This window comes from Candidatus Marithrix sp. Canyon 246 (assembly GCF_001723685.1).
In the GTDB taxonomy this organism is placed as follows: Bacteria; Pseudomonadota; Gammaproteobacteria; order Beggiatoales; family Beggiatoaceae; genus Marithrix.
This window is the reverse complement of sequence record NZ_MCBX01000005.1, coordinates 144,415-166,492: the sequence shown is the minus strand read 5'-3', so window position 1 is coordinate 166,492 and position 22,078 is coordinate 144,415. Positions and strand designations below refer to the sequence as shown.

At 35.3% G+C, this 22,078-nt stretch carries 20 protein-coding genes; 8 read left to right on the top strand and 12 right to left on the bottom strand.

Annotated features, from left to right (window positions below):
- Positions 1-102 precede the first annotated feature (102 nt).
- Together purH and galU are read left to right on the top strand one after the other, a co-directional pair.
- Entirely contained in the window at positions 103-1,638 is a 1,536-nt protein-coding gene (gene purH, locus BHU68_RS05420) for a bifunctional phosphoribosylaminoimidazolecarboxamide formyltransferase/IMP cyclohydrolase (protein ID WP_069470067.1), read from the top strand.
- Positions 1,638-2,540: a UTP--glucose-1-phosphate uridylyltransferase GalU gene (galU, locus tag BHU68_RS05415; RefSeq protein WP_253181236.1), complete on the top strand. Its 903-nt coding sequence runs from the start codon at positions 1,638-1,640 to the stop codon at positions 2,538-2,540. Before purH ends, galU begins: the two co-directional genes overlap by 1 nt.
- Positions 2,541-2,624: 84 nt before the next feature.
- Here the strand turns inward: galU and BHU68_RS05410 are convergent, their stop codons facing one another.
- Positions 2,625-4,364: a SulP family inorganic anion transporter gene (locus BHU68_RS05410; RefSeq protein WP_069470068.1), complete on the bottom strand. Its 1,740-nt coding sequence runs from the start codon at positions 4,362-4,364 to the stop codon at positions 2,625-2,627.
- A gap of 133 nt (positions 4,365-4,497) precedes the next feature.
- Here BHU68_RS05410 and BHU68_RS05405 point away from each other — a divergent pair, with 133 nt between their 5' ends.
- Positions 4,498-4,974: a hypothetical protein gene (locus tag BHU68_RS05405; protein WP_069470069.1), complete on the top strand. Its 477-nt coding sequence runs from the start codon at positions 4,498-4,500 to the stop codon at positions 4,972-4,974.
- A 130-nt stretch (positions 4,975-5,104) separates the two neighbouring features.
- A complete protein-coding gene (locus BHU68_RS17140; RefSeq protein ID WP_171899490.1) occupies positions 5,105-5,266 on the top strand; it encodes a hypothetical protein in 162 nt (53 codons plus the stop codon).
- Here the strand turns inward: BHU68_RS17140 and pnp are convergent.
- From pnp to rimP, 7 genes are all read right to left on the bottom strand, one after another.
- Complete coding sequence (gene pnp, locus BHU68_RS05400) at positions 5,263-7,335, bottom strand: polyribonucleotide nucleotidyltransferase (protein WP_069470070.1); 2,073 nt, start codon at positions 7,333-7,335, stop codon at positions 5,263-5,265. The genes BHU68_RS17140 and pnp overlap by 4 nt on opposite strands.
- Positions 7,336-7,351: 16 nt before the next feature.
- Positions 7,352-7,621, bottom strand: a complete 270-nt coding sequence (gene rpsO / locus BHU68_RS05395; RefSeq protein ID WP_069470071.1) for a 30S ribosomal protein S15 — start codon at positions 7,619-7,621, stop codon at positions 7,352-7,354.
- A gap of 21 nt (positions 7,622-7,642) precedes the next feature.
- Entirely contained in the window at positions 7,643-8,551 is a 909-nt protein-coding gene (gene truB / locus BHU68_RS05390; protein ID WP_069470072.1) for a tRNA pseudouridine(55) synthase TruB, read from the bottom strand.
- Positions 8,552-8,553: 2 nt separating this feature from the next.
- Positions 8,554-8,898 (bottom strand): 30S ribosome-binding factor RbfA, encoded by a 345-nt coding sequence (gene rbfA, locus BHU68_RS05385; RefSeq protein ID WP_216092594.1) that lies wholly within the window; start codon positions 8,896-8,898, stop codon positions 8,554-8,556.
- A complete protein-coding gene (gene infB / locus BHU68_RS05380; RefSeq protein WP_069470074.1) occupies positions 8,895-11,606 on the bottom strand; it encodes a translation initiation factor IF-2 in 2,712 nt (903 codons plus the stop codon). Before infB ends, rbfA begins: the two co-directional genes overlap by 4 nt.
- A 112-nt stretch (positions 11,607-11,718) precedes the next feature.
- A complete protein-coding gene (nusA, locus tag BHU68_RS05375) occupies positions 11,719-13,131 on the bottom strand; it encodes a transcription termination factor NusA (protein WP_069470219.1) in 1,413 nt (470 codons plus the stop codon).
- Positions 13,132-13,145: 14 nt separating this feature from the next.
- A complete protein-coding gene (gene rimP, locus BHU68_RS05370) occupies positions 13,146-13,598 on the bottom strand; it encodes a ribosome maturation factor RimP (RefSeq protein ID WP_069470075.1) in 453 nt (150 codons plus the stop codon).
- Positions 13,599-13,703: 105 nt separating this feature from the next.
- On the opposite strand from rimP, the gene dapC reads away from it, so the two are divergent.
- The 3 genes from dapC (at position 13,704) to BHU68_RS05355 (ending at position 17,096) form a co-directional block, all read left to right on the top strand.
- Positions 13,704-14,879 (top strand): succinyldiaminopimelate transaminase, encoded by a 1,176-nt coding sequence (dapC, locus tag BHU68_RS05365; protein WP_069470076.1) that lies wholly within the window; start codon positions 13,704-13,706, stop codon positions 14,877-14,879.
- A 1-nt stretch (position 14,880) separates the two neighbouring features.
- The gene (gene dapD, locus BHU68_RS05360; protein ID WP_069470077.1) at positions 14,881-15,687 is read left to right on the top strand and encodes a 2,3,4,5-tetrahydropyridine-2,6-dicarboxylate N-succinyltransferase; all 807 of its coding nucleotides are present in this window, start codon (positions 14,881-14,883) and stop codon (positions 15,685-15,687) included.
- Between the two features lie 134 nt (positions 15,688-15,821).
- Positions 15,822-17,096, top strand: coding sequence for a DEAD/DEAH box helicase (locus BHU68_RS05355; RefSeq protein WP_069470078.1), 1,275 nt, complete (start codon positions 15,822-15,824; stop codon positions 17,094-17,096).
- Between the two features lie 34 nt (positions 17,097-17,130).
- Here the strand turns inward: BHU68_RS05355 and moaC are convergent, their stop codons facing one another.
- Entirely contained in the window at positions 17,131-17,607 is a 477-nt protein-coding gene (gene moaC / locus BHU68_RS05350) for a cyclic pyranopterin monophosphate synthase MoaC (protein ID WP_069470079.1), read from the bottom strand.
- Positions 17,604-18,665 carry a S1 family serine peptidase gene (locus BHU68_RS05345; protein WP_069470080.1) on the bottom strand — a complete coding sequence of 354 codons (1,062 nt, stop codon included), beginning with the start codon at positions 18,663-18,665 and terminating at the stop codon, positions 17,604-17,606. Before BHU68_RS05345 ends, moaC begins: the two co-directional genes overlap by 4 nt.
- Before the next feature lie 75 nt (positions 18,666-18,740).
- Here BHU68_RS05345 and BHU68_RS05340 point away from each other — a divergent pair, with 75 nt between their 5' ends.
- Positions 18,741-20,291, top strand: a complete 1,551-nt coding sequence (locus BHU68_RS05340) for a YeiH family protein (protein WP_069470081.1) — start codon at positions 18,741-18,743, stop codon at positions 20,289-20,291.
- A 1-nt stretch (position 20,292) separates the two neighbouring features.
- Here the strand turns inward: BHU68_RS05340 and BHU68_RS05335 are convergent, their stop codons facing one another.
- Together BHU68_RS05335 and BHU68_RS05330 are read right to left on the bottom strand one after the other, a co-directional pair.
- Positions 20,293-21,096 (bottom strand): sterol desaturase family protein, encoded by an 804-nt coding sequence (locus tag BHU68_RS05335; protein ID WP_069470082.1) that lies wholly within the window; start codon positions 21,094-21,096, stop codon positions 20,293-20,295.
- On the bottom strand, positions 21,093-22,076 hold the full coding sequence (locus BHU68_RS05330) for a DUF6976 family protein (protein ID WP_069470083.1): 984 nt from the start codon (positions 22,074-22,076) through the stop codon (positions 21,093-21,095). Before BHU68_RS05330 ends, BHU68_RS05335 begins: the two co-directional genes overlap by 4 nt.
- Positions 22,077-22,078 lie beyond the last annotated feature (2 nt).

Here is a 22,078-nt window from a genome sequence, read left to right as displayed (position 1 = left end):
CAATAGAGTGACAACGAAACCCACCATTTTCGATGGTTTTGGTGGGTTTCGTTGTCACTCTACCCACCCTACAGAAAAATTAATAATAATTAGTAGGATTATATGTTAAGTATTAAACGTGCGCTTATTAGCGTCTCTGATAAATCAGGAATTGTAGATTTTGCTAAGGCTTTGTCTGAGCAAGGTGTTGAAATTTTATCAACTGGTGGCACTGCCAAATTGCTAGCAGATAATGGAGTTTCAGTTATAGAAGTATCTGATTATACTGGTTTTCCTGAAATGATGGCTGGTAGAGTTAAGACTCTACATCCTAAAATTCATGGTGGTTTACTTGGGCGGCGCGGTGTTGATGATGAAGTGATGAATCAACATCAAATTAATCCAATTGATTTAGTAGTAGTTAATTTATATCCGTTTGAGGATACTATTGCTAAACCTGATTGTGATTTAAATATGGCTATAGAAAATATTGATATAGGTGGTCCAGCTATGTTACGCTCCGCCGCTAAAAATCATGCCGCTGTTACAGTTGTTGTTAATGCTAGTGATTATGAAACTGTATTGCAAGAAATGGTTGCTAATAATGGCGCAGTTACAACAGAAACTCGCTTTTTTTTAGCCCAAAAAGTATTTGCACACACTGCTAGCTATGATGGTGCTATTGCTAACTATTTAAGTGATAGTAAGTTTTTATCCTTGCAATATCAAAAAGTTCAAGAAATGCGCTATGGAGAAAATCCACATCAAAAAGCGGCATTTTATACAGAAACCAAAATTCAAGAACCTTGTATTGCAACCGCAGTACAAATACAAGGCAAAGAACTGTCTTACAATAATGTGGCAGACACTGATGCAGCTTTAGAATGTGTCAAATCTTTTGAAGTAGCTGCTTGTGTTATTGTTAAACATGCCAATCCGTGTGGCGTAGCAACAGGTGATAATATTTTAGCTGCTTATGATAGGGCTTTTAAAACTGATCCTACCTCAGCTTTTGGGGGAATTATCGCCTTTAATCGCTCATTAGACGCTGAAACTGCTAAAGCGATTGTGGATCGACAATTTGTTGAAGTTATTATTGCTCCAGAAATCGCTGAAGATGCTAAACCAATTTTAGCAACTAAAAAGAATGTGCGTGTATTAGCAACTGGAATGTGGCAAGCACAACGCCCTAATGGTTTAGACTTTAAACGAGTAAATGGCGGACTTTTAGTGCAAGATCGTGATTTAGGAATCATCACAGCGGATGATCTAAAAATAGTTAGCAAGCGACAACCGACAGATAAGGAACTACAAGACTTACTATTTGCATGGAAAGTAGCTAAATTTGTCAAATCCAACGCGATAGTATATTGTAAAGACAATATGACTATAGGCATTGGAGCTGGGCAAATGAGTCGGGTTTATAGTGCCAAAATTGCTGCGATTAAAGCGGCAGATGAAAAATTAGAAGTGCAAGGTTCAGTTATGGCATCAGATGCTTTCTTCCCATTTAGAGATGGCATTGATTCTGCTAAAGAAGTAGGTATTACAGCAGTAATACAACCCGGTGGCTCCATTCGTGATGATGAAGTCATTGCAGCCGCTGATGAATATGATATGGCAATGGTGTTTACCGGAATGCGACATTTTAGACACTAATGAAAAAATATATGGCAACTAAAAAAACTATTCGCAAAGCAGTTTTCCCAGTAGCAGGTTTAGGTACACGCTTCTTACCAGCCACCAAGGCTAGCCCTAAAGAAATGTTACCAATTGTAGATAAACCATTAATTCAATATGCCGCTGAAGAAGCCGTTGCTGCTGGTATTGAACAATTAATCTTTGTTACCAGTAGTAGCAAAGGAGCTATTGAAAATCACTTTGATAAAAATCAAGAATTAGAAGATGAATTAGAACAACGGGGTAAATATGACTTGCTAGCAATGGCAAAAAATGTAGTGCCAGAAGGTGTTTCATGTATTTATATACGCCAACCAGAAGCCTTGGGCTTGGGTCATGCTGTTTTATGTGCTAAACCGGTGGTAGGCGACGAACCATTTGCCGTAATGCTAGCAGATGATTTAATCAATGGTGAAGAATTACCATGCTTATCACAAATGGTACAAATATATGAAAAACAACAAACTAGCGTAATTGCGGTTGAAGAAATATCACAAAAAGACACTGAAAAATACGGTATTATTGAACCAGAAGAACTGTATGAAGGTGTCTTAAAAATCAATCATATAATTGAAAAACCCAGCCCAGAACAAGCACCATCAAATTTAGGCGTAGTTGGACGTTATCTATTTACACCAAAGATATTTAACTATCTGGAAAACTTAGGAAAAGGAGCTGGTGGAGAAATTCAACTAACAGATGCAATTGCGAAATTATTAGTTGAAGAACAAGTATTAGCATGTCAATTTAAAGGCACCCGTTATGATTGTGGCAGTAAACTAGGCTACTTAATAGCAACAGTTGATTATGCACTACAACATCCGAATTTAAGTGAAGGCTTTAAAAAACATTTGCGGAATGTTAAGAAGATTTGTCAATAGATAGATTAAGATCAAACCTGACAGAGTTTAAGCTGTCAGGTTTAATTAGACAGAAACAACTTTCCTAGAACAATATAGTTCCAGTTAATGGAACTGCTTACATTCACGAAAAATACGCTGTTCACAAGTTTGGCAGTACTGATGATCTAAGTCTTTAAAAATCTCAGCTACAGCATCTTTTTTGGTAGTAAATAGATTATCTTCACCAATTTCATTTAAATAACCGCCACGTCGCAGAAATTTCTCAGTTTTCATTTTTAGCCCGCATAAATATAAGCCACCGCCTTGTGCTTTCCAATATTTAGCTTGTTGAACTAACATTTCTGCTCCAGCAACATCAATAAAATTAATTGGCTTAGCCACTATTAATATATGAGTTAATGTTGGTTCTTTTTCCTTCATTTGGCGTAATGTGCTTGAAGTATAACTCACAGCACCAAAGAACAGGGAACCATCAATACGAATCACTTTTAATTGTGGACATTCTGCTAGTGTTTTACGTTCAAGATTAGTAAAATGGCGTCGTCTTTCTTCTGGATCAGGGGCTAAAGTGACAATTTTAGGACGTGCAGTTCGATTTAAATAAAATACCAAAGATAATAAAATACCAGCATAAATGGCAAATTCCAATTCTAAAAATAAAGTTGCCAAAAAAGTCACAACTAACACGCTGGTTTCTGAGCGGCTGGCTTTGATAATTCCTTTAATATGATGAAAGTCAATTAAGTTATAACCAACTATTAGGATGATGCCACCCATAGCGGCAATAGGCAAATAAGCTGTTAATGGAGCAATTAATAATATAGTCAAGGCTAGGAATACCGCTGCAAAAATTGCCGATAAAGGAGTTTTAGCTCCTGCTTGATAATTAATGCCTGAACGAGTAAATGAGCCAGAACCAGCATAACTAGAAAAGAAACTGCCAACCATATTGGATAAGCCTTGACCAATAAATTCTTGATTGCCATTAATATGTTGATGAGATTTGGTGGCAACCGAGCGGGCAATTGAGACAGCTTCAATTAAACCTAATAGTGCCACTGCAAAAGCTTCAGGAGCTAATTGACGTATCGTATCTATGGAAAAATCTGGCATTGATAAAGGAGGTAAATTAGATGGCATTTCCCCAACTAAATGAACACCATGCGCTTGACCATTGAGCAACAAACTAACTAAGCTTCCAAAAATCATCGCCAGCAACATGTAAGGCAGGCGGGGCAAAAAACGTTTGAACAGCAGAGCTGATATAAAAGTTGATAATGCCACCGTTAATATATAATAATTAATATCGCCTATCTGATTAAAAACATCTATCCATGTATGTAAAAAAGATTCACCTTTAGGAATATACACACCCAAAACATGTTTCAATTGGGTGGTCATAATAAGAATGGCAGCTCCAGCTGTGAAAGCTACAACAACGGAATGAGACACAAAATTGACTAAAGTTCCCAAACGCGCCAAGCCAAATGCGAGTTGGTAAACACCGGCTAAAAAGGTGAGTGTTAAAACTAGATTGAGAAATTCTGCTGTGCCCGGCTCAGCGTGATGACTGATAGTCGAAAAGACTACAATAGAAATAGCCGTTGTTGGACCGGATATAAGATGTAATGAGGAGCCAAAGAGGGCAGCTATAATGGGTGTGACCATCGCCGTATATAATCCATATTCCGGTGGAAGACCAGCGATCATTGCAAAAGCCACACCTTGAGGTAGGACAATCACAGCCCCAGTTAAACCAGCCATAAAATCGGCTTTAAAAGTTTCTTTTGTAGTTAATCTAAACCAAATTAAAAAAGGAAAAATTGTTTCTAACTTAATCATATATTTTTAATATTTACCTCAAAATTAAAATCATTATATTATAATTTCAAAATCATTATATTATAATTTCAATATAAAGTTAAATTATTGTTTTTAACAATTTACTTATTATGACATTAGATTCTGTAATTACATGTCCTCACAATTAATCTTTGTTACCAGTGGCAGCAAAACCGCTATAGAAAATCACTTTGATAAAAATCAAGAATTAGAAGACGAATTAGAACAACGCGGCAAATATGACTTGCTAGCAGATGATTTAATCAATGGTGAAGAATTACCATGCTTATCACAAAAAGACACTGAAAAATACGGTATTATTGAACCAGAAGAACTGTATGAAGGTGTCTTAAAAATCAATCATATAATTGAAAAACCCTATCTGGAAAACTTAGGAAAAGGAGCTGGTGGAGAAATTCAACTAACAGATGCAATTGCGAAATTATTAGTTGAAGAACAAGTACTAGCATGTCAATTTAAAGGCACTCGTTATGATTGTGGCAGTAAACTAGGCTACTTAATAGCAACAGTTGATTATGCACTACAACATCCGAATTTAAGTGAAGGCTTTAAAAAACATTTGCGGAATGTTAAGAAGATTTGTCAATAGATTGTAAATTACATGGATTATATATGTCTTATGGTAAATTTAATACAATTGAAGAAGTAGCAAGAAAATTTGATATGTGAAAGAATCATCAGCCCGATCTTAAATTGCTCCTAGAACCAAGTATGGAAGCATGGCAAAGCCATCACTTTGCGTTATAGAAGCTAAACCTGATGATTTTGAGAAAGGATGGGCGCAAGCAATGGCGGAAATGGTGGCATCTTCTTTGTTAGATGCCAATATATGTTATGGTATAGCAGGGGCAATCCTTTATGGTTGCCCTATTAATAATTAATCAATACCTTTCATACTTAAACGGATTCTTCCCTGTTTATCTATTTCAAGTACTTTAACTTTGACAGTTTCACCTTCACTTAGCTTGTCACTGACTTTTTCTACTCGCTCTTCACTAATTTGTGAAATATGAACTAAACCATCTTTACCCGGCAATACACTTACAAATGCACCGAAATCCATTATTTTAACTATTTTGCCTTCATAAACTTTACCAACCTCAACTTCGGCGGTAATCATTTCAATCTGTTTACGAGTTTCTTCGCCAGCACTTAAATCAATTGAAGAAATTTTGACCACACCATCATCTGTAATATCAACAATAGCACCAGTTTTCTCCGTAATAGATCGAATAGTTGCACCACCCTTACCTATTACTTCACGAATCTTGTTGGGCTTGATTTTAAATGTTAAAATGCGCGGTGCATATTTTGACATTTCTTGCCGTGGTTCTGGCAGTGCCTCAATCATGATATTTAAAATATGCAAACGACCATCTTTAGCTTGCGTTAAGGCACTTTCCAGAATTTCACGAGTAATACCATCTATCTTAATATCCATTTGTAAAGCAGTAACACCGCCAGTGGTGCCAGCAACTTTAAAATCCATATCACCAAGATGATCTTCATCACCCATAATATCCGATAAAACCACGAATTGATCACCTTCCTTGATCAAACCCATAGCAATTCCAGAAACAGGTGCTTTCAAAGGCACACCAGCATCCATTAAAGATAAGCTGGTACCACAGACACTTGCCATTGAACTAGAACCATTAGATTCAGTAATCTCTGAGACTACACGCAGCACATAAGGAAAATCCTGTTTTGCAGGCAAAACAGCTTCTACACCGCGTCTAGCTAAACGTCCATGACCAATTTCACGTCTTTTAGGTGAACCTACACGTCCAATTTCTCCCACGCAGTAAGGAGGGAAATTATAATGCAACATAAACGCATCTTTACGTTCACCTTCTAAAGCATCAATCATTTGTACATCACGATCACTACCTAAAGTAGTAACAACTAAAGCTTGAGTTTCACCACGAGTAAACAATGCAGAACCATGTGTGCGTGGCAAAACACCTGTACGGATAGTAATTGGACGTACTGACTTATTATCACGTCCATCAATACGAGGATTACCAGCAAGAATACTAGAACGTACTAAATCCTTTTCTAAATGTTCAATCGCGCTCATAACTTGAGCTTCAGACCACTGTTCTTCAATGACTTGTTCAAGCAATTGCTTCCGAACTGTAGATAAAGTATCACGACGCAACAATTTATCTTTAACTGTATAAGCCTCAGTTAAAAGAGTTTCTCCAATTGATCTAAGCTTTTCTGCTAGCGTTTCATCAGCAGCTTTAGCCTGCCAATCCCACATTGGCTTATTAACCTCAGCTGCAAATTCAACAATCTGATTAATTACAACTTGCATTTGCTCATGTCCGAACAAAACTGCGCCTAACATGACCTCTTCACTAAGTTGCTTAGCTTCAGACTCGACCATTAAAATAGCCTGTTCTGCACCTGCAACTACTAAATCTAAATCAGAATTATCTAATTGACCAAAACTAGGATTAAGAATATATTCACCATCAATATAACCAACTCGTGCCGCAGCAAAAGGACCATTAAAAGGCAAGCCTGAAATAGCTAATGCAGCAGAACTACCTATAAGTGCAGAAATATCAGGATCAATATTTGGATCTAAAGACATCACAGTCGCAACTACTTGCACTTCTTTATTAAAACCTTTAGGAAATAAAGGGCGAAGTGGACGATCAATCAATCGTGAAGTTAAAGTTTCTTTTTCAGTCGGACGACCTTCGCGTTTAAAATAACTAGCGGGAATACGACCCGCTGCATAAACACGTTCTTGGTAATCAACTGTTAATGGAAAAAAATCCTTATTAGAATCTCCATCTTTCATACCTACAACGGTAACTAATACTACCGTTTCACCCATGCTCACAACCACAGCTCCATCTGCTTGACGAGCAATTTCACCAGTTTCTAAGGTAATGCTGTGCTGACCATATTGAAAATGTTTTTTATGAAAGGTCATATTAATTTGTTCGTAATTAGCGGCGTAAACCTAATTTAGCTATTAAATCTTGATAGCGAGTAACATCTTGTCTTTTTAAAAATTTAAGCAACTTACGTCGTTTATTTACCATGTGAATTAAACCACGACGAGAATGATTATCTTTTTTATGAATTTTAAAATGTGCAGACAATTTTAAAATATTTGCTGTTAATAAACTTACTTGTACTTCTGTAGAACCTACATCTTTCTCTGAATGTTGATGTTCTTGAACTATTTGTGCTGTTTCTTCAACAGTTAATGCCATGCTTAACTTCTCTCTAAAAAATTATAAATTAATAAGTCGCTTAGGTGCAATACGACCATCTTCTAATATTTTACCTAAACCTAAAAAAATTGCTTCATCAGTAAATAATTTGACAAAGCCATCAGTTGGTGCTTTAGCCACTTGTACCGCTTGACCCTGCTTAAAATAATAAGCTATGTCAGAACTTAAAATTACTTTAGGATAATGTAATATTGTATCCATAGGCAACAATAAATTATCTAAAGCTTCTAAGCCGCCTTGGTTAGCATAATCTTCTAATGTAGCAATATCAAACATATCACGATACTTTCCGACTCCAAAACGATGCAAAGCACTGATATGTGCGCCACATCCTAAAGCTTCTCCAATATCTTCAGCTAAAGTACGAATATAAGTACCTTTTGAACAATGCACTTCTATATCTAAACGATCTTTAGTCCAATTTTTGAGTTGCAAGTCATAAATTGTGATAGAACGCGCTTTACGTTCTATCGTTTTACCTTGACGTGCTAACTTATACAGTGCTTGACCTTTATGTTTCAGAGCGGAGTACATTGGAGGCACTTGTTCAGTTGTACCAATAAACTTTTTAATGATATTATCAATATCATGTTTATTAATAGCTTCAACATCTCGTGTTTGTAAAACTTCACCTTCAGCATCAGCCGTAGTTGTAGTAACCCCTAAAGCACATTCTGCTTGATAATATTTATCAGCATCTAGTAAAAACCCGGAAAACTTAGTGGCTTCACCTAAACAAATAGGTAATAAGCCACTAGCCAATTGATCTAAACTACCAGTATGTCCAGCTTTATTTGCGTTAAATAATCTTTTTACAACTTGCAATGCAGCATTAGAACTAATACCAACCGGCTTATTTAACAGTAAAATTCCATGTACATTGCGTCCATTACGTCGTCTTCTTGCCATTATTATTTTTTTACAGAATCAATTAATGCCGATAAGCGATTACCATATTCTGTAGAACTATCATATACAAATACCAAGCGTGGTGTTACACGAATAGTCAAACATTTTGATAAAGCATGACGTATCCGCTTTACTTCAGCGTTTAAATATTCTACTGTCTGCTCAGCATCAAATTTACCACCTAAAACAGTTACATAAATTCGTGCAAATTTCAAATCTGGCGATACATCAGCCGCAGAGATTGTTATCATACCTAAATCAGGATGACGAATTTCTCTACTAATAATGCTGGCTAATTCACGTTGAATTTGTTCACCTACACGCCTATTACGGCTGAATTCTTTCATAATGTTCTAGCTACAGAAGTTTTCTCATAAATTTCGATTTGATCACCAGCTTTAACATCATTATAGTTTTTAACCCCAATACCACACTCGATACCAGATTTGACTTCAGTAACATCATCTTTAAAGCGACGTAATGATTCTAATTCACCTTCATAAATCACCACATTATCGCGTAATACCCGAATTGGTTTATTGCGTGTCACAGTACCTTCAATGACTAAACAACCTGCAATAGCACCAAGTTTTGGTGATCTAAAGACATCACGTACTTCTGCCAAACCGACTATAGTTTCTACTATTTCTGGTGCCAACATACCACTTAGAGCATGTTTAACTTCATCAATAGCCTCATATATAACACTATAATAATGTAAATCGACACTTTCTTCTTTAATTAAACGTTTAGCACTAGGATCAGCCCGTACATTAAAGCCAATTATAATTGCATTAGAAGCTACTGCTAAATTCACATCTGATTCATTAATACCACCAACACCATTAGCAACTATCTTAACTTGAACTTCATCATTAGATAATTTCATCAAGGAATCTTGTAAAGCTTCTACTGAACCATTTACATCAGCTTTTAACACTATGTTGAGCTTACTAACTTCGCCGGCTTTCATCTGAGAAAACATATTTTCTAGTTTAGCGGCTTGTTGACGAGCTAGTTTTATTTCACGATACTTGCCTTGCCTAAACAATGCTATTTCTCTAGCTTTACGCTCATCAGCAACTACAACAGCCTCATCGCCAGCATTTGGAGTACTTGATAAACCTAATATTTCAACTGGAATTGAGGGTCCGGCTTTATCTATTTGCTTACCATTTTCATCTAACATGGCTCGCACACGACCAAACTCTTTACCAGCTAATACTATATCACCTTTCTTTAAGCTACCACTTTGAATCAATAAGCTTGCAACAGGACCCCTGCCGGTATCTAAACGTGATTCAATGATAATACCTTTAGCATTACCTTCTGAAATGGCTGTTAATTCTAAAACTTCTGCTTGTAATAAAATTGCATCTAATAAATCATCAATACCTTCACCAGATTTAGCAGATACATTAACAAACATAGTATCACCGCCCCAATCTTCAGGTACAACTTCTTTAGCAGCTAATTCCTGCTGAACTCGTTCTGGATCAGCGTCTGGCTTATCAATTTTATTGACTGCTACTATTATGGGTACTTTAGCTGCTTTAGAATGTTGTATTGCCTCTAGTGTCTGCGGCATAACACCATCATCAGCGGCAACTACCAAAATCACAACATCAGTTACTTTAGCACCTCGTGCCCGCATAGCTGTAAAGGCTGAATGACCCGGAGTATCTAAAAAGCAAACGGTACCTTTTGGCGTATCAACATGATATGCACCAATATGTTGAGTAATACCACCAGCTTCACCAGAAGCGACTTTAGTTCGGCGAATATAATCAAGCAAAGAGGTTTTACCATGATCAACATGACCCATAATTGTCACTACTGGAGCGCGATGAATTGCATCTCCTGTTTGTTCAACTTGCAAGCTTTCTTCTAGTTCATTGTCCTTTAATAACTTAGCAGTATGACCCATTTCTTCGACAATAATAGAAGCAGTGTCTTGATCAATTACCTGATTGATAGTAACCATTGTACCCATTTTCATAAAGGTTTTGATTACTTCAGCCGCTTTTAATGACATCTTCTGTGCCAATTCAGAAATTGTTAGAGTTTCTGGTAACTGAACTATATGTACAACTGGCGCAGTTGGCTTTTGAAAATCACCATGTTGTGGTTCTTTGTTAATTATCGGTTTTCTATTTCGCCTTGCACCACCACGATGGTTATCATTGCGTTTTCTGAAATTATTATTTTGATTGCCTTGTTGCTGCTTAACTCCTCTTCTATTACGTTTATTTGCAGGATTTTTCGTATTAGAATTATTATCTACAGTTGGTGCTGGTGCTGGTGCTGGTGCTGGTGCTGCTGCTGGTGTAGGAGCTTTTTTCTGCTCTGTTGTTGTGGTAGCCGGCTTCTGAGTAGCTGGTTTCTGATAATTAGGCTTGTTGCGATTTGGTCTCCGTCTTTTATTAGCTGGAGTAGTTTTCTTCTTATCAGTAGCTGAAGCTTCAGGTTTTTCTGCTGTGACCTTTTTTTTAGTTTTAACTTGTATTGTAGTTTTAGTATCAGTATTAGTAAAACTATTAGGGTCAGTGAACGATTTGGTCTTTTTAGTTTTAAGCTGTATAGTTGTAGTTGTATTGGTATTTCTGGCAGCAGAACGATTTTTTTTCACAGCTTTCTGTGAGGGTTTTTTACTAGTATTGACAGCAGTACTTCCTTTATTAAGTTCTGTTTCTATATTTTGTTTTATAGTTGCTAAACGTTGTTGATTAAGAGCTTTTTCTTTATTCACTTTAACGTAAGTGTGGCTTTTTCTGGTTTCGACAGACACTGTTTTTGCTTGACCTCTACGTCCTTGAGGAGATTTAATTTTACTCTGCTCTTTACGTATTATATGGACTTTCTCTGGAGTTTTGCTATTGCTATCTTTCACATTACTATTTAGTAAATAATTTACTAATTGTAATTGATCTTTACTATTGATTTTATCATCTGGTTTTTTTGCCGCTAAACCAGCATCATTTAATTTTGCCAATAAACCTTTAACAGGTGTTTTTAGAACATTATCAGCAAATTTTTGTACAGTTACCTCATTCATACGTCAGTTATAATTCCTTACAGTTGTTAGTTATTCAGTTACCAATTATCAGTCAGTTATAATGTAGTAAATGAATAACTATTTTATATCATAACTGATAACTGATAACTGTTTATTGAAACCAAGAAGCTCGGGCAGTCATAATTAATTCACCAGCCTGTTTTTCATCCATTCCATCCAGTATCAATAAATCATCTACTGATTGTTCAGCAAGATCATTCATCGTTAAAAATCCATGACGCGCCATTTGTTTCGCTAATTCATCATTCATGCCCGCCATTGTACGCAATTCCTCAGTCACTTGTATTTTATTTTCTTCTTCCTCTTTCAGAGCAGCCGCTTGTAAAAGGTTTTTCGCTCGTTGACGTAACTCTTTAACTATATCTTCATCAAATTCTTGAATTTCCAGCATCTCTTGTAAAGGTACATATGCAATTTCTTCCAGACTAGAAAAACCCTCTTGCACTAGAACACTTGCGATGTCTTCTTCAATGTCTAAATTAGACATTAACATTTTTAATACCGCAATAGCTTCTTTCTCATGTTTTTCTTCTGCCTGTGCTTCAGTCATAACATTTAAATTCCAACCTGTTAATTGACTTGCAAGTCGCACATTTTGTCCACTACGCCCAATAGCTAGAGATAATTGATCTTCCTGTACTGCAACATCAATTGTATTATTGTCTTCATCTACAATAATAGACACTACTTCGGCAGGAGACATGGCATTGATTACAAATTGTGCAGGATTTTCATCCCATATAATTATATCAACTCTCTCACCTGCTAACTCATTAGAAATTGCAGCCACTCTGGAACCACGCATACCAATACAAGCACTTACTGGATCTACACGACTATCATTAGTACGAACCGCAATTTTCGCACGCAAACCGGGATCACGAGAAGCAGACATTATTTCAATAATATTTTCGCCGATTTCAGGAACTTCTAAAGCAAATAGTTTGATTAAAAATTCTGGGGCGGTGCGACTTAAAAATAATTGCGGACCACGTGGTTCTGAACGTACAGTGTGTAAATAACCACGTAAATGATCACCAATTCGTACAGATTCACGATTAATCATATCTTCACGAGCAATTAAAGCCTCAGCATGTCCACCTAAATCAATAATTACGTTACCGCGAACAATACGTTTTACAGAACCACTAATTAAATTTCCTTGTTTGTCTTGATAAGCTTCAACGATTTGTTGCCGTTCGGCTTCACGAATTTTTTGCACAATCACTTGTTTAGCAGTTTGCGCTCCAATTCTATCTAATCCTACAGACTCAATCTCAGTTTCAAGCACTTCACCTTGATTAATATCAGGGTTTTGTGTAAGTAGAAAAGCCTTATAATCTCCAGTTCTTCTATCAATATGAACAGATATATCAACTTCATGTTCATAATTTTTTTTAGTAGCACTAGCTATAGCACATTCCAAGGCATTAAAAATAACATCTTTATTTACGCCTTTTTCATTAGAAACCATATCTACAACTACAAGAATTTCTTTATTCATTGTGCTACCTATATTCATTTAGGCACAATATGTGCTTTATTTATTTGATCATAGGGTAAACTATATTCTGTATCATCTACAAGTAAAATGATATTAGAATCATTTACACCTTGTATTAAACCACTAAAATTGCGTCGAGCATTTAGTGGACGATTCAGACGCACTTTAACTATCTGACCAATTGAACTTATAAAATGATCAAGTGTAAATAAGGGTCTATCCCATCCGGGGGATGATACTTCTAAAGTGTAATTACCCGGTATCGGGTCTTCGACTTCTAATACACCACTTACTTGATAACTCACTTTTTGACAATCATCTAAATTAATTCCATCCAAATGATCTATATATATACGCAGGATAAGATTACTGCCTCCTTGTTTGAGGAGTTCTATACCCCATAACTCATAGCCTAATGCTGTTATAACAGGAGTTAGTAATTTTTGTAATTTTTGATCTAACATCATTAATTAAGCAATAAAAAATGGGCGCAAGGCCCATTCGTTAAAAAATTTATTCTTTATAGTATAGAGATGTTATGCTTTAATAGCAACCACTATACATAAATATATATGAATCCAAATTTAAATTTACTAGAAGCTTATCCTTTTGAAAAATTAAATAATCTTTTTAACAATGTTGTTCCACCTACAAATTTAAGTTCAATTAAATTATCTATTGGTGAGCCGCAACATGCAACCCCTGATATTATTATTCAGGCAATGGCTAAGGATTTAAATAAGAATTTAGCTAAATATCCAACTACTAAGGGTAGTTTGACTTTGCGTGAAAGTATAGCATATTGGCTTTCGCGTCGCTTTAATTTAGAGAATATTGATCCTAATTCTCATATTTTACCAGTAAATGGTACTCGTGAAGCCCTATTTGCCTTTGCTCAAACGGTGGTAAATAGTCAAACTTCAAATCCCTTAGTATTAATGCCAAATCCTTTTTATCAAATTTATGAGGGAGCAGCTAAATTAGCTGGTGCTACGCCGTGGTTTATTAATAGTTTTGATGATTCTATAGCTAGCAATATTTGGCAACAATGTCAGTTATTATATATTTGTTCACCTAGTAATCCCAGTGGTAATATATTAGATATATCTATATTAAAAAAATTAATTGAATATTCTGATAAATATAATTTTATTATCGCCGCTGATGAATGTTATTCTGAAATATATGCTGATGAAGCCAAACCTCCAATTGGTTTATTAGAAGCCTGTCATTTATTAAATAGACCAGATTATAAAAATTGTGTAGTATTTCATAGTCTTTCTAAACGTTCTAATGCCCCCGGCTTACGTTCTGGATTTATTGCAGGCGATGCCAATATAATTAGTAAGTATTTAAAATATCGTACTTATCATGGTTGCGCTATGTCATTAGCCACACAAAATGCAAGTATTGCCGCTTGGCAAGATGAGACACATGTTATAGAAAATCGTATTCTATATAGGCAAAAATTTGCAGCAGTAATAGATATTCTGAAACCAGTTTTGCCTTTTTTACAACATCCGCCCGGTGGGTTTTATCTGTGGGCAAAAACACCAATTAATGATCAGACATTTGCTCTGGAATTATTGAGCCAACAAAATGTAACAGTTTTACCCGGTAGTTTTTTATCGCGTGTTGCAAATGATGTCAATCCGGGTGAAAATTATGTTCGCATGGCTTTAGTCGCATCTTTAGATGAATGTATTGAAGCCGCTAACCGAATCTATACTTTTATAAAAAATAATTAATATGAATCAATTACAAAACATTATTGATCAAGCTTTTGATCTTAAATCTGAAATCACTGCTGAGATTAAGGATGCAATCACAAAAACATTAAGCTTATTAGATGAGGGTAAATTACGTGTAGCCGAAAAGCAGGATGGCAAATGGATTGTTAATCAATGGGTGAAGAAAGCAGTTTTATTGTCATTTCGTATTCAAGACAATCGTTTTATGAAGGGCGGATTTACTAATTATTACGATAAAGTAGATTCCAAATATGCTGATGTCAGTTCACGCGATTTTGCTAAATTTGGTGTGCGAGTTGTACCTCCGGCATCAGTGCGTAAAGGTGCTTATATTGCCCCCGGTGTAGTGTTAATGCCATCTTATGTCAATATTGGAGCTTATGTTGATAGTGGCACTATGGTTGATACTTGGGCTACTGTTGGTTCATGCGCTCAAATTGGTAAAAATGTACATTTATCAGGTGGTGTTGGAATTGGTGGAGTTTTAGAACCAGTTCAAGCTGCTCCAACTATTATTGAAGATAATTGTTTTATTGGTGCTCGTTCAGAAGTTGTTGAAGGGGTAATTGTTGGAGAAGGTTCAGTCATTTCTATGGGGGTATATATTGGACAAAGTACTAAAATTTATAATCGTATGACTGGTGAAATCAGCTATGGTTATATTCCCCCGGGTTCAGTAGTTGTTTCTGGTAATTTGCCATCTGCAGATGGTAAATATTCCTTGTATTGTGCAGTGATTGTGAAACAAGTTGACGAAAAAACACGTGGTAAAGTGGGTTTAAATGAATTATTAAGAGATCTTTAATAATTAATAGTTGAATTGTATAATAATCATCCCAATTATATTGGGTTTTGTTGCACTAGCCGTGACTGATAGCAATTATTTCAAACTTCAGGCTTACGGCTTGCATTTAGCTTTTGTCTGAAAGAGAAATATTTGTGTCTTTTAAAAATTTTGCATTACATCCTTCGATTCTAAAATCTATCGAACATTGTGGTTATACCACAGCTACACCAATTCAAGCTGAGGCTATTCCTAAAGCATTGGAAGGTGCTGATTTAATTGCTTCTGCCAATACTGGAACTGGTAAAACAGCGGCATTTGTATTACCAATATTAAACAGTATTGCTAACAATAGCTCAAAGAGAAGGCAAGCTGGTCAGCCGTCAAATTTAATACTTACTCCAACACGAGAATTAGCTACTCAAGTGAGTCAAGCTATCAATAAGTATGGCAAGAAATTACGCTTTACTAGTATTAGTTTACTAGGTGGTATGCCTTATGGTCCACAATTGAAAAATTTGTCACGCCCAGTAGATATTGTAGTCGCAACCCCGGGTCGTTTAATCGATCATATAGAAAGAGGTCGTATAAATTTATCTAATGTCCAAATGTTGGTGTTAGATGAAGCTGATCGTATGTTAGATATGGGGTTTGTGACTGAAGTAAATAAAATTGCTGATGCTACTGCTAAAGATAGACAAACTCTATTATTTACAGCTACTTGGGATAAAAGAATGGCGCAATTAGCACAGCGTTTATTAAATAATCCTGAGCGTATTCAAGTTGAAACTGAAATTACGCAAGAAAATATTGAACAACGTTTGCATATTGCAGATGATCCAGGACATAAAACTCGTTTATTGCATCATATTCTTGATGATGAAAATTTAAAACAAGCAATTATCTTTTCTTCAACTAAGAGAGGCGCAGATGATTTAGCTCATTCATTAAGAACTGAGGGATATGCAGCTGCGGCTTTACATGGTGATATGAAACAAGGGGCACGTAATCGCGCTTTGACCAATATGCGTCGTGGTAAAGTACGTGTGTTGGTAGCTACAGATGTAGCAGCGCGTGGTATTGATATTACTGGTATTAGCCATGTTATCAACTTTGATTTACCGCGTTTTGCTGAAGATTATGTACATCGTATTGGTCGTACAGGGCGTGCTGGTGCTGAAGGAACGGCGATTTCTTTTGCTTTACCAGATGATATGCGACATTTAGAACGTATTGAACGTTATACTGGGCAATCAGTACCTCGTTATATCATCGAAGGGCTGGAGCCAACACGTAAATTACAACAAAAAACTCGTAATAAAAAACGTAAGTTTCGCGGTAATGGTAATAATTCAGGAGTTGCGCGTAAGAAAAATTATTCTAATGCTTCACGTAAACCAAGCAACCAATCGCATTCTCGACGACGTTAGATAGTTTTTAAACCTGACAGGTTTTTAAAACCTGTCAGGTTTTGATCCATTCACCTGATTTACCCCCTGATTTTTTCTTTAGACCAACATTTTCTATCGTCATAGCTCGATCTACTGCTTTGCACATATCATAGATAGTTAATAGTGATATTTGCACTGCTGTTAGGGCTTCCATTTCTACCCCAGTTTGTCCAGTTGTTTTTACAGTTGCTTGGCAGGATACTGCATTTTCTGATGCTAAAGGTGTTAAATCAACACTTATTTTACTGATCATTAATGGGTGACATAATGGAATTAATTCACTGGTTTTTTTTGCAGCCATAATGCCTGCAATTCGCGCAATTCCTAATACATCGCCTTTTTTATGCCCACCTTGCATAATTAATTCTAAAGTTTCAGTTTGCATTGTAATAATGCCTTCAGCAATAGCAATACGATCTGTACTAGCTTTATCACTGACATCTACCATTTCTGCTTCACCAGCATTGTTAAAATGTGTTAGTTTGCTCATAAAATAGTTCCAAGATTAGAAAAATTGCTATAACAATTGCCTTTATAAGCGCGAACTGCAATATAAAAATTAGTTTTACCATCTAAAGTTTTAGTCAAACTATTGGTATTTTTAATAGAAAAACTATTAATATTATTAAAAGTTACTTCTGTCATAGGTTCAGAATAGGGTGCATAATAAAATTGATAACCATCAGCTGGTTCGATTTTATCCCAATTTACAATGACATTTTGTTCCTTGATTTTCAAGCTTAAATTTGGTGTTGCAGGAATATCTTTTGGTGTACAAATATTTGTTGTCACAAAATGATTAAATGATGACATTCTGGTATAAACACCATAAAAATTTGGTTGAGCGCAACTTTCGCCCCAACTGACAATACCTACTTGTTGCCAACCAATATCTGTATTTACCATTAACGGCGCACCACTATCACCAATACAAGCATCAGTACCACCTTCAGCTAAACCAGCACATAGCATAGAATCTTTTACATCACCCTTATATGATTCTGGAGCATTACAAACTGCATTAGAAACAATAGGTATAGAAGTTTGTTGTAATTTATCTGAAATTGAAGATTTATCATTGACATTAGTCAATCCCCAGCCTATAACAGTTGCTAAAGCATCTTTGCTATCTAACTTGTTATAAGTTTCAGCTATTCTTAAAATTGGTTGAGAAGATGGTTTCTCAAGCTGTATTAATGCTATATCGGATAATGGGTTTTCAGGGTCATTATCATAATTTGGGTGCTTAATGATTTTTTTTATTTTAATTATTTCTCCTGTGTTTTCATCACTTAATGTATGTCTGCCTAATGCTACTTGTAAATTATCAATATTGTTTTTAGCACAATGCGCCGCTGTTACAACCCAAGATGGATGAATTAAACTGCCAGCACAAAATGCCCCTTGTAATGTTGATGAATCTGAAATCGTAATTGAAGCGATCCAAGGCCAATCTGTTGAATTAGCTGTGCTGCCATTAATGATTCTAGTGCCTGCTAAGCTTTGATTTTGTATTAGCATTAAACAAATTGCGATTATATAACGCATATGAACTCCAAATTAATGAATGAGAAATTATTGATATATAGTAGTAGAATTATATATTTTTTTGGAGACAAATACATGGTTTATACAAAAAAACATCCCGCTTTATTAATTATGGGTGTCATGATGCTAACAATCGCGCTGTTGGTAGATTTTAGTTTGATTGACGGAGTCATTAACTATCTTCAGATAAAAAAACATCTGAGTGAAATGACTTATTTATCTTATTTATTTGGAACTATTGCCTTGGTTGTTGGATTATGGAATTATCTTGGTACACATAAGGAGGGTCATTTAGACTATTATTTATCTACTGTTGCTGGAGCGATGTTTATTTTATTTATTGCAATGATCATTCGTTGGTTTGTCGCACCATTTGTAGCTGTACTAAGTAAGGAAATGGGTCCAATAATGGGGGCTAAATATTTACACCAAGTCTTAGGTTTAAATTATATTGTATTAGGAATATTAACTGGTATTATTATTGTCAACTTTTTTAAAATTCCAGATTGGGCAAAAAATGGCATACGCTTATCACGTTTAGGTTTAAAAACTGGTGTAGTATTATTAGGAACTTTATATAGTTTAGCAGAACTACAACAACTAGGGTTTTTATCTGTGTTGATGGTAGGAGTATTTGTATTAGGTTCAGTTGGTATTGTGTTATGGATGGGAACACGACTAAATATTCCTAATTCAATGGGTGGTGTGTTATCAGCAGGTATGGGAGTTTGTGGAGTCTCAGCTACAGTAGCTTCAGCTCCAGTAGTACAAGCTAAATCAGTAGAAATTGCTTATACTATCGGTACAATTCTACTTTGGGGCGTAGGATGTATGTTTCTATTTCCTGTAATTGGTCATTTACTCGATTTAGGATATGTACAATTTGGAGCATGGGCAGGTACTGGAATTTTGAATTCAGCACAAGTTGCCGGAGCCGCTTTAGCTTATCAGCCTGATGGTATCGAAACTTTAAAAGTTGCAGAAATTTTTAATATTACTCGGGTGCTAATTTTACCAATTATTGTTATATGGTTAGCAATCTGGTATGTAAAACGTGAAGAAAATGCACCAAATGTCAATGTTGCTCAGGTAGCACTGAAGAAATTTCCAATTTTTGTATTAGGCTTTATAGTAATGTTTGCTCTGTCTTCTACAGGTATTTTTGCTCCAGCAAATCATTATAAGGGTAAATATTTTGATAATGAAAATGCAAGTTTATTAACAGCGGCGAATCTTTCAATATTAAAAGTTGAACAAACGAAAGTAGTAAGAGAAGATTATAAAGCGGCATTGACGCGATTAATTGAAAATAAAAAAGTGATGTCAATAGATGATGACAATAGCTTACGAGGATTAGTCAATGCGAAAATTTTATCAGAAGCAGCGAATAAAATTTTAAAATCAGCACACAAAGCAGTTCGCCATACAGCGAACAAAATCAATAAGTTCCGTCAATTTATAACATGGTTATTTGCTTTTGGATTAGTAGGTTTAGGAATGCAAATTACCTTTGCTTCAATTAAGCAGGCAGGAGGCGAACCATTAATAATTGGCGGAATAGTTGGAACACTTAAAGCTGTGTTGTCTTTAATTGTGGTATTGTTGTTTGTTGAAGATACTATTTAATTTATGAAACTCTATTAAATGGTAAACGTAACATTTGAATGATTCCATATACCTGTTGAGGTTTTCTATATTCTGGAAGCCCAATTGTTATATTTGTTGCACGAGTTTGTTCGCGATAGCTGTTAAATAAACGATCCCACCAAGGTAGGTTAAAACCATAATTGCTGTTAGTTTCATCGATTTCTACAGAATGATGTACTCGGTGCATATCTGGAGTTACTACAAACCAGCGTAGAATACGATCTAGTTTTTTAGGAAAGCTGATATTGCTATGATTAAATATGGCTAAACTACTTAGTATAATTTCAAATAGTATTACTGCAATAATTGGTACTCCTAATAATAAAATTATAGCAAACTTAATTAGCATAGATAAAATGATTTCTATGGGGTGAAAGCGTAAACCGGTGCTTAGATCATAATCTAAATCGGCATGATGTACTAAGTGTAGTCGCCATAATATTGGAATTTTATGAAATATTCTATGCTGAAAGTAAATAAGCATATCCATTATTATCAATGATATAATCACAGTTATCCAAGATGATAATGTAATATTATTAAATAAGCCCCAGCTATGTTTTGTTGCAAAAATCGCTGCGCCAACTGCTGCGGTAGGAAATAATATGCGTAATATTATGACGTTTAATGCTACTAAACCGAAATTGTTCATCCAGCGTTGCTTTTTAGATATGCTTAATGTCATTATCGGTTTCCTAGTTTCCCATATAGCCATTATGGTAATAATGGCTAAAAATGCGATCAGTCTAATTATTGCTTCGTTGGTTACTATAAAGTTGTTCATGATAAAGTTTCTATTTCTAAATAAACTAAAGTTTGATTTAATAATTGATAAGCTATTTCACCAAAAGTCATTGGTCCAACAATTGGATCAGTGTGTTGGTTTTCCAATTCGCCATAAAGATAGTTTAAAATACAATTACATGATAAAATTGGATTAACTGAATATTTAGGAAATTGTTGATAAAATTCGCTTACATAGTCTGATATTGGTGCCGCGATTTTATAAGTAATGTTTTTAAATACAGGTGCATATAAATTCACAATTGGTTTTTGTTCATCAATCTGTTGAATAGCAACATTAATCTCAGTGCCATAGTAATCCGCTACTAAAGGTAATTTAGTATCTATTGAATTTTTTAATAGATATTCAACAAAATTTTGTTGTTTTCCATTGATATAGCAATCTTCAACTTGAAAACCTTCTTTATCAAAAGTGATGTCATCACCATTGCCTTGTTCAAATAGGTTTAGAATATATATCATTGCCATTTTATCTTGACGCAATGAGATGTGCATCACAATCGCATCTTGATCAAAATCTTCTCCGGTTTCACCATTAAATACTTTTGGAATAACATCTCCTAATTGACTTAGGTGGATGCCGGCTATCCAACCCAAAATAGGTTTAAAGAAAATATTCTTGAAGTTTGGAGCATTTTGAGCATAAGTAAAATGAGCGGAACTATTTGCTGGTATGATAATAAATGAAAAGCCATTATCAGGAGCGTCACTAGTAATGCGTGCTAATTGTTTTTCCTTGTAACTGATAATTTTGATATTTTCAACGAAATCTTTCATTTCATTAACAAATACGTGTGTGTGAGATGCTAAGCCACCAGCTTCTTTAGTCATAAAATATGGAATGGTGCCAGCTATCCATTTACCTTTTGGTAATTGTGATAATAGCTGTTCATCTCCTGCTATCAATAAAATTTTTCCTGCTTGAATTTTTTCAGCAGCTTGTTCAACAGTAATTAACATTT